Raw genomic sequence first — 6,315 nt, 5'->3', positions numbered from 1 at the left:
CGCACTGGGCGTTACCCAGCAAGTCTGGTCTTTCGAGAGCCCGGACTTTCCTCAGGCTTGCGATCGCAAGCCCGCAACCACCTACTCCTACTCTTCCCTATACCTGAATAGTCTACCTAGAACTGCGTCCTACCTGAAACCAGTAGAGAATCTCTGAGCAAAGTAAAAGATCATGCCTCAGCCCCCCTAAGCAGAGCATTGCCCTCCATCATTTGAGAAAACCTTAAAAATATCAGTGATTTCTGCAGAGTGAGCATACAGTTATGGTGGCTAGTCGATGCATTCTATTCGCAAACCCACGACTACACAATGCAAGCATGTGTTTCTAACTCACAGGTTCAACCGAATTTTGAGTAACTGCTTCATAATTTCCCAATTTCTATGAACGGGTTTTAGCATGATAGTGCGTTCTCATGCCCACTCTAGGGGAAATGTATTGATTGGGAAGCGGATCAAGAAACGGCTCATCCAACATGAGCGATTAGCGAACAAGTGGTAACGTCTACTCATTGTGCAGGAGGCTGAGTACATGCAAACTCAACGACCTAGTTCTATGTCCACCTTCGCGATGTTAGTTTCTTTGGGAATGTCTTCCCTCCTTCTACTAGCAGAATCCCAACGAACGGCGAGTCTTGCCCAAAACTCCACAAATCCAACATCAGTCAGCATAGATAATCTGACGCAAATGGCACCGATCAACCAGGCGCTGAAGCAGCAATACGAAACCCAATTCCCCAATTCAACCATCGAGATTCAGGCTCAACCGCCAAATACCCCCTTACAGCTCCAACCAGATGACGCCCAATTAGCGGCAATCAGCCGTCTTTTGACAGACGACGAAAAAGCTCAAGGGTTCGTACAAGTGCCCGTCACCCGCGAAAAGATTGCCATTGTGATCGGTCAAAATAACCCCTATGCGGCAGGGCTAACCATTGACCAAGTCGTCAAAATATTCAAAGGAGAAATAACCGACTGGTCACAGCTTGGCGGTCAGCCAGGCCCTATTCGGGTTATTCATCGTCCCATTGCCAGCAACCTGCAAAGTACCCTACAAACCTATGCTCTATTTCAACAAGCTGATTTTGAGGCAGGTGGCAAAATTGTTCAACTGGATCAAGACAGTTTATCTGCCCTTAGCAATGCCCTTGGCCGAGATGGCATTAGCTATGCGTTAGCGAGCCAAATCAACAACGCCAATACGATTCGCCCGGTTTCGATGTATAACACCCTGCCGGATGATCCACAATATCCTTTTTCTCAGCCCTTTACCTATATCTATAAAGACACCCCTACTGCTGCAGCTAAAACGTTTCTAGAGTACGTTGCTTCTGAGCAAGGGCAAGCAGCGATTGCGCAAGCTAAAGAGAGACCCACTCTATTCCGCGATCTCGATTTGGACAGTCCCTCTCAGGCAGAATCGTCAACATCCCCGTCCACCGACGATCAGAACAAAGCCGAGAAGACCAACCCTCAGTCTGAAACACCAGAGAATTCTGCTGGTCCGACCACGAGCAATGAACCGAGGGGCTCTGAGGCTTCTCCTGTTGCCAGTAGCTCCTCCGGTACGGCAGCGAGGTCTTCTGAAGATGCCAATGGATTTGGGTGGCTCCCTATTGGCCTGATGATCTTGGTGATTGGGGGGGTGATTGGGGGAATTTTCAAAACCTTGTTAGCAAAGAAAAAGCCCAAAACTGCACCGAGACCTGCCCCCAACTATGCTGAAAAAATCAGGCCCACCCGAATACAAGGAAGCAACACTGAAATACAATCCCCGCCTGAGGGTGCATCCATCGACTCAGATCAAGGTGAGGCCCTCTCCAATGCTTCGGGAAGGGCCTCGGTAGACCCTACTGCTGGTGCAGCAGCCATGGGGATGGCTGAGTCAGCATCATCCATCCATAAACCTCAAAGCTCAGAGCCTCAACCTCAATCTCCTGCATGGCTTGATATCACATCAAAAGAGCTGCAAGCACAAACTCGTATTCAAAATTCCAACACCGAACTGCAGGATACACCGCCCTCAATTAGCGGACCTAAAACACAGCTACAGGATTCCACTGCGACTCAGCTACAAAGCTTTGATGATCACGACATGGCGCCAGCCAATCTTGAAGAGTCACAAGATGATCCTGCTTCTGCGATGGAGGGGTTAGGAGCAAACCCAAATCTGAACCCTAGTACAACGGTTCTGCAAGATCCCAGCCCCACACACCTGCAAGAAGATCCTAGCCAAACCCAGCTTCAGGATCCGAGCGTGACTGTTCTGCAGGAACCCAGCCCAACGCAACTGCAAGATCCTAACCCAACACAACTCCAAGATCCCAGTTCAACAGTCCTGCAAGAGCCTAGCCAAACCCAGCTTCAGGATCCGAGCATAACTTTTCTACAGGAACCCAGCCCAACGCAACTGCAAGATCCCAGTTCAACGGTTCTGCAAGAGCCCAGCCCAACGCAACTGCAAGACCCATCGGCAACACAACTCCAAGATCCCAAACAAACCTGGGCTCAAAGTGATGATTTTCCTCACTCTGTTGAGTCTAGTGAGACTCAAGACCCAGATCCGAATGCAACTCAGCTACAAGATCCGAACCAAACACACCTTCAAGATCCCAAACAAACCTGGATTCAAAGTCAAGACTTTCCACAAGGCCAGGATCCCAGTGTGACACAGTTGCCAGATCCCAAGCAGACTTGGATTCAAGACGATGACCATTAATGCTAATTGAGTTCCCAGCTAGACCCTGAAGCGCCGCTCCAAACTATCGAGTTTCCCTAGCAGGTCGAATCTGGGGAACGATGGCTTGGGAACTTCCATCCTAGCGGTTTCGACAGGAAGGTGATAGAACTTTTTTGAGTATTATTCTGCAGGAGTTGGCCCTGATACTGCATGTAGCGTGAAAAGCCACCCCAGATAAGCAAATGTTCTGTTTTATAACCGAGAGCGAAAAATCTGCTGTAAATCTTTAGCTTTGAGTTAATCTTGAAAAACTCAAACTTTCCTATGGATTACATCAAGCTCTTGGCTTAGATTTGGGCACAATACTCAAAAGAGTACCCATCTTCATCCATCGGGCGCTGGAGACATCCCCATGTATCACTTATCTCTGCATCGGTTATCGGCACTTGCCGGATATGTTATTCCTTTGGCGATATCTTTACCCGTAACGGCAGTTGCAGCGCCCATAGCCAATCATCAACCCCCGTCAGGTCATCATCTTCCCCAAAATCAAGAACGGTCTCAGACGTTACTTGCAGCTACCTTTGGGCAAACAGCCGTTTCTCAAGAAAAATTTGTGGCTGTCGCTGTTCCCCGTGATGGTGGATATTACAATCTCCTGATTTTGGAACAAATATCTGGTCGCAAACAGTGCTGGAAGGAGCATGGAGCCAGCCCAACCGAAATAGAACCCTTACTACTGAATTTCGACTTTACGGGGATTTGCGGGCGCAGTACAGATAGTAATGGTTATTCCATTCGTCAAGCGGGCAAAGACTTGGGGTTGAACTATCGCCTGACTTTGCAACGCCAAGGAGATGAGTTGTTCTTGTTGGGGATGCCCAACTCTCGCCGTTTAGGTCAACCCATGGAAATTGGCCGAACCCAGGGCATCGGCGCTGGCTTACTCAAGGTTCATCTCAATCCTGGGTGGCAATTTGCCAAGCGGACCTATAAGGGCAAAACCCTTGGTCACATTTATCTCAATACAAATCAGTCGCAGCCTCAATTGGCAAGACGGCGATTGCCGCCCCCACGACCGTTTGATCGTCAAGCTCCTATTGCCGCTTCACCTGCAAGAGCCGTTGAGATTCCTGTTCCGTTGCCCTCATCCTCAGAATCTCCCTCTAGTTTTCGCTATCGTGTGGTGGTGGAACCACAAGATAGCAGGCAAAAGGCTCGCATCAAAGCTTTAGTGCCCGATGCCTTTCGCTCCTCTTATCAAGGGCGATCGGTGATGCAAGTGGGATTGTTTCACAGCCAGGCAAAAGTCAAGGAGATGGTCAAGCGCTTGAAACAGAATGACTTGAGACCAGAGGTGATTGAAAACGATCGGTCCCAAGTGTCCGCCGTCTCGCCCTCTTCTATTGCTAGCCGTTCCGTGGATATTCCTGTCCCTTCTGCCGATCGCGGGCGTCGGTTTCAATCTGCTGTCCGACAGCCCAATACCCTGTATCGAATTGTTGTTAGACCCCGGAATTCTAAACAGAAATCTAAGATAAAGGCTTTAGTACCTGATGCTTTTCGCTCCTCTTATCAAGGGCGATCGGTGATGCAAGTGGGTTTGTTTGATAACCGTTCTAAGGCTGATCGGATGATTAAACTGATGAAGCGGAACGGCTTAAAGCCCGAGGTCATCAAAGACACTCGACGTCGACTCAGCTTGCGCACGGTGCCTGCGAGGGTTGGGGTATTACCTGTTCCTGGCTCCAGAATTCCAATCGGCAGGGCAGATCGTGGCTCTGATATTTATAATTTGAGAGCAGGTCTCCCGCCAGCTCCACCTTCGTCCTCAATTGCCTTGGGCCCCCGCTATCGAGTGGTAGTGTCGACGTCCAGTTCTCGCCAACGAGCCAAAATTAAGGGATTGGTCCCTGGCGCATTTCGATCCTCTTATCGAGGGCGTTCGGTTCTCCAAGTGGGTTCTTTTTCTTCTGTTAGCGAGGCACGGGATAGAATGCAACTAATTCAACGTCATGGTATGAACCCCATTTTAGAGAAGACTCAATAGTTCAATCACCATTACAAGGAGTATGCGGTTGTCCAGATTTAAACGTCTTATCCTATTGCTGTTAGCTTGCATGACCAGCCTAGGTTTGATCCATCCGTCGGTTTCGGCAGAGACAGTCAGATCTACTCCAGTGGAGAAAAGCCAGTCCATCCAACCCTATCTTGATCGCGTCAAGCAAAAGGTAACGACGTTCAAATTAAAGAATGGACTAAAGTTTATTGTTCTGGAGCGGCATCAGGCTCCGGTGATTGCATTTCATACCTATGCCGATGTGGGAGGGGCCAATGAACCCGTCGGTCAAACGGGGGTTGCTCACTATCTGGAGCATTTGGCCTTTAAAGGAACCCAGCGAATTGGAACAACAGATTATGAATCAGAGCAACCGCTGTTAGACCAACAAGATCAACTCTTTGATCAAATTCAAGCGGCAAAAGCCAAAAAGGATGAGCAGGCCCTTCAAACCTTATCTCAGACGTTTGCCGAAGTGACCCAAAAAGCGGATGCTTTGGTGACCCAAAATGAGATGGGGCAAATTATTAATCAACAGGGAGGCGTGGGGCTCAATGCCACCACCTCCTCTGATGCCACCCGCTATTTCTATAGCTTGCCAGCCAATAAGCTGGAGTTGTGGATGTCTTTGGAATCTGAGCGTTTCTTAGAACCGGTTTTCCGAGAGTTTTATAAGGAAAAAGAAGTCATTCTGGAAGAACGCCGCTTGCGAACCGATAACTCACCGATTGGCAAAATGGTAGAGGTCTTTCTGGGGGAAGCATTTGATGTCCATCCTTACTTGCAGCCGGTGATTGGATATGAGCAAGATCTCCGCAATTTAACTCGGCAAAATGTTCAAGATTTCTTTGATACGTATTATGGCCCGAGTAATTTGACCATCGCCATCGTAGGGGATGTTAATCCTAAAGAAGTTAAGAAATTGGCCAAAACTTATTTTGGGCGTTTCAAGGTGCGATCGCACCCCCCTGAAGTGTCCCAAGTCGAACCCCCACAGCAAAAAGCAAAATCCGTTACCCTGGAGCTAAAATCCCAGCCCTGGTATTTAGAAGGCTATCATCGCCCTGCCATCAGCGATCCTGACCACGTCGTCTATGACATTATTGCCAGTTTGTTGAGCGATGGTCGCACGTCCCGTCTCTATAAGTCTTTGGTTGAGTCTGACAAGATTGCCTTAAGCGCACAAGGGTTTAGCGGTTTCCCGGGCGACAAATATCCAAATCTTATGTTGTTCTATGCCCTAACGGCACCCGGTCATACCGTGGATGAAGTCGCTGCGTCTCTCAGTACAGAACTCGAAAAACTTAAAACTGAATTGGTGGACGTTCAAGATTTGGATCGCCTCAAAACTCAGGCCCGCGCCAGTCTTTTAAGAACGCTAGATTCCAACAGTGGTATGGCAAGGTTATTGACCGATTATGACGTCAAAACAGGAGATTGGCGCAATCTTTTTAGTGAATTAGAGAAGATTGAAGCTGTGACGCCCGCAGATGTTCAGCGGATTGCCCAGGCCACATTCACATCCGAGAATCGAACCATTGGCTATATTTTATCCAAGGGAACATAAAGACTGCCCCCA

At 48.7% G+C, this 6,315-nt stretch carries 3 protein-coding genes; all 3 read left to right on the top strand.

Features of this window, described 5'->3' with window-relative positions:
- Positions 1-529: 529 nt before the first annotated feature.
- The 3 genes from Q0991_RS22995 (at position 530) to Q0991_RS22985 (ending at position 6,303) form a co-directional block, all read left to right on the top strand.
- A complete protein-coding gene (locus Q0991_RS22995) occupies positions 530-2,716 on the top strand; it encodes a substrate-binding domain-containing protein (RefSeq protein ID WP_299493012.1) in 2,187 nt (728 codons plus the stop codon).
- Between the two features lie 373 nt (positions 2,717-3,089).
- Positions 3,090-4,727 (top strand): DUF3747 domain-containing protein, encoded by a 1,638-nt coding sequence (locus Q0991_RS22990; RefSeq protein ID WP_299493010.1) that lies wholly within the window; start codon positions 3,090-3,092, stop codon positions 4,725-4,727.
- Between the two features lie 70 nt (positions 4,728-4,797).
- Positions 4,798-6,303, top strand: coding sequence for a pitrilysin family protein (locus Q0991_RS22985; protein ID WP_366525048.1), 1,506 nt, complete (start codon positions 4,798-4,800; stop codon positions 6,301-6,303).
- The last annotated feature ends 12 nt before the right edge of the window (positions 6,304-6,315 follow it).

Source organism: Acaryochloris sp. IP29b_bin.137, from assembly GCF_028285745.1.
Lineage (GTDB): Bacteria > Cyanobacteriota > Cyanobacteriia > Thermosynechococcales > Thermosynechococcaceae > Acaryochloris.
The sequence above is the reverse complement of the archived record's forward strand: the minus strand, read 5'-3'. Positions and strand labels throughout refer to the sequence as shown.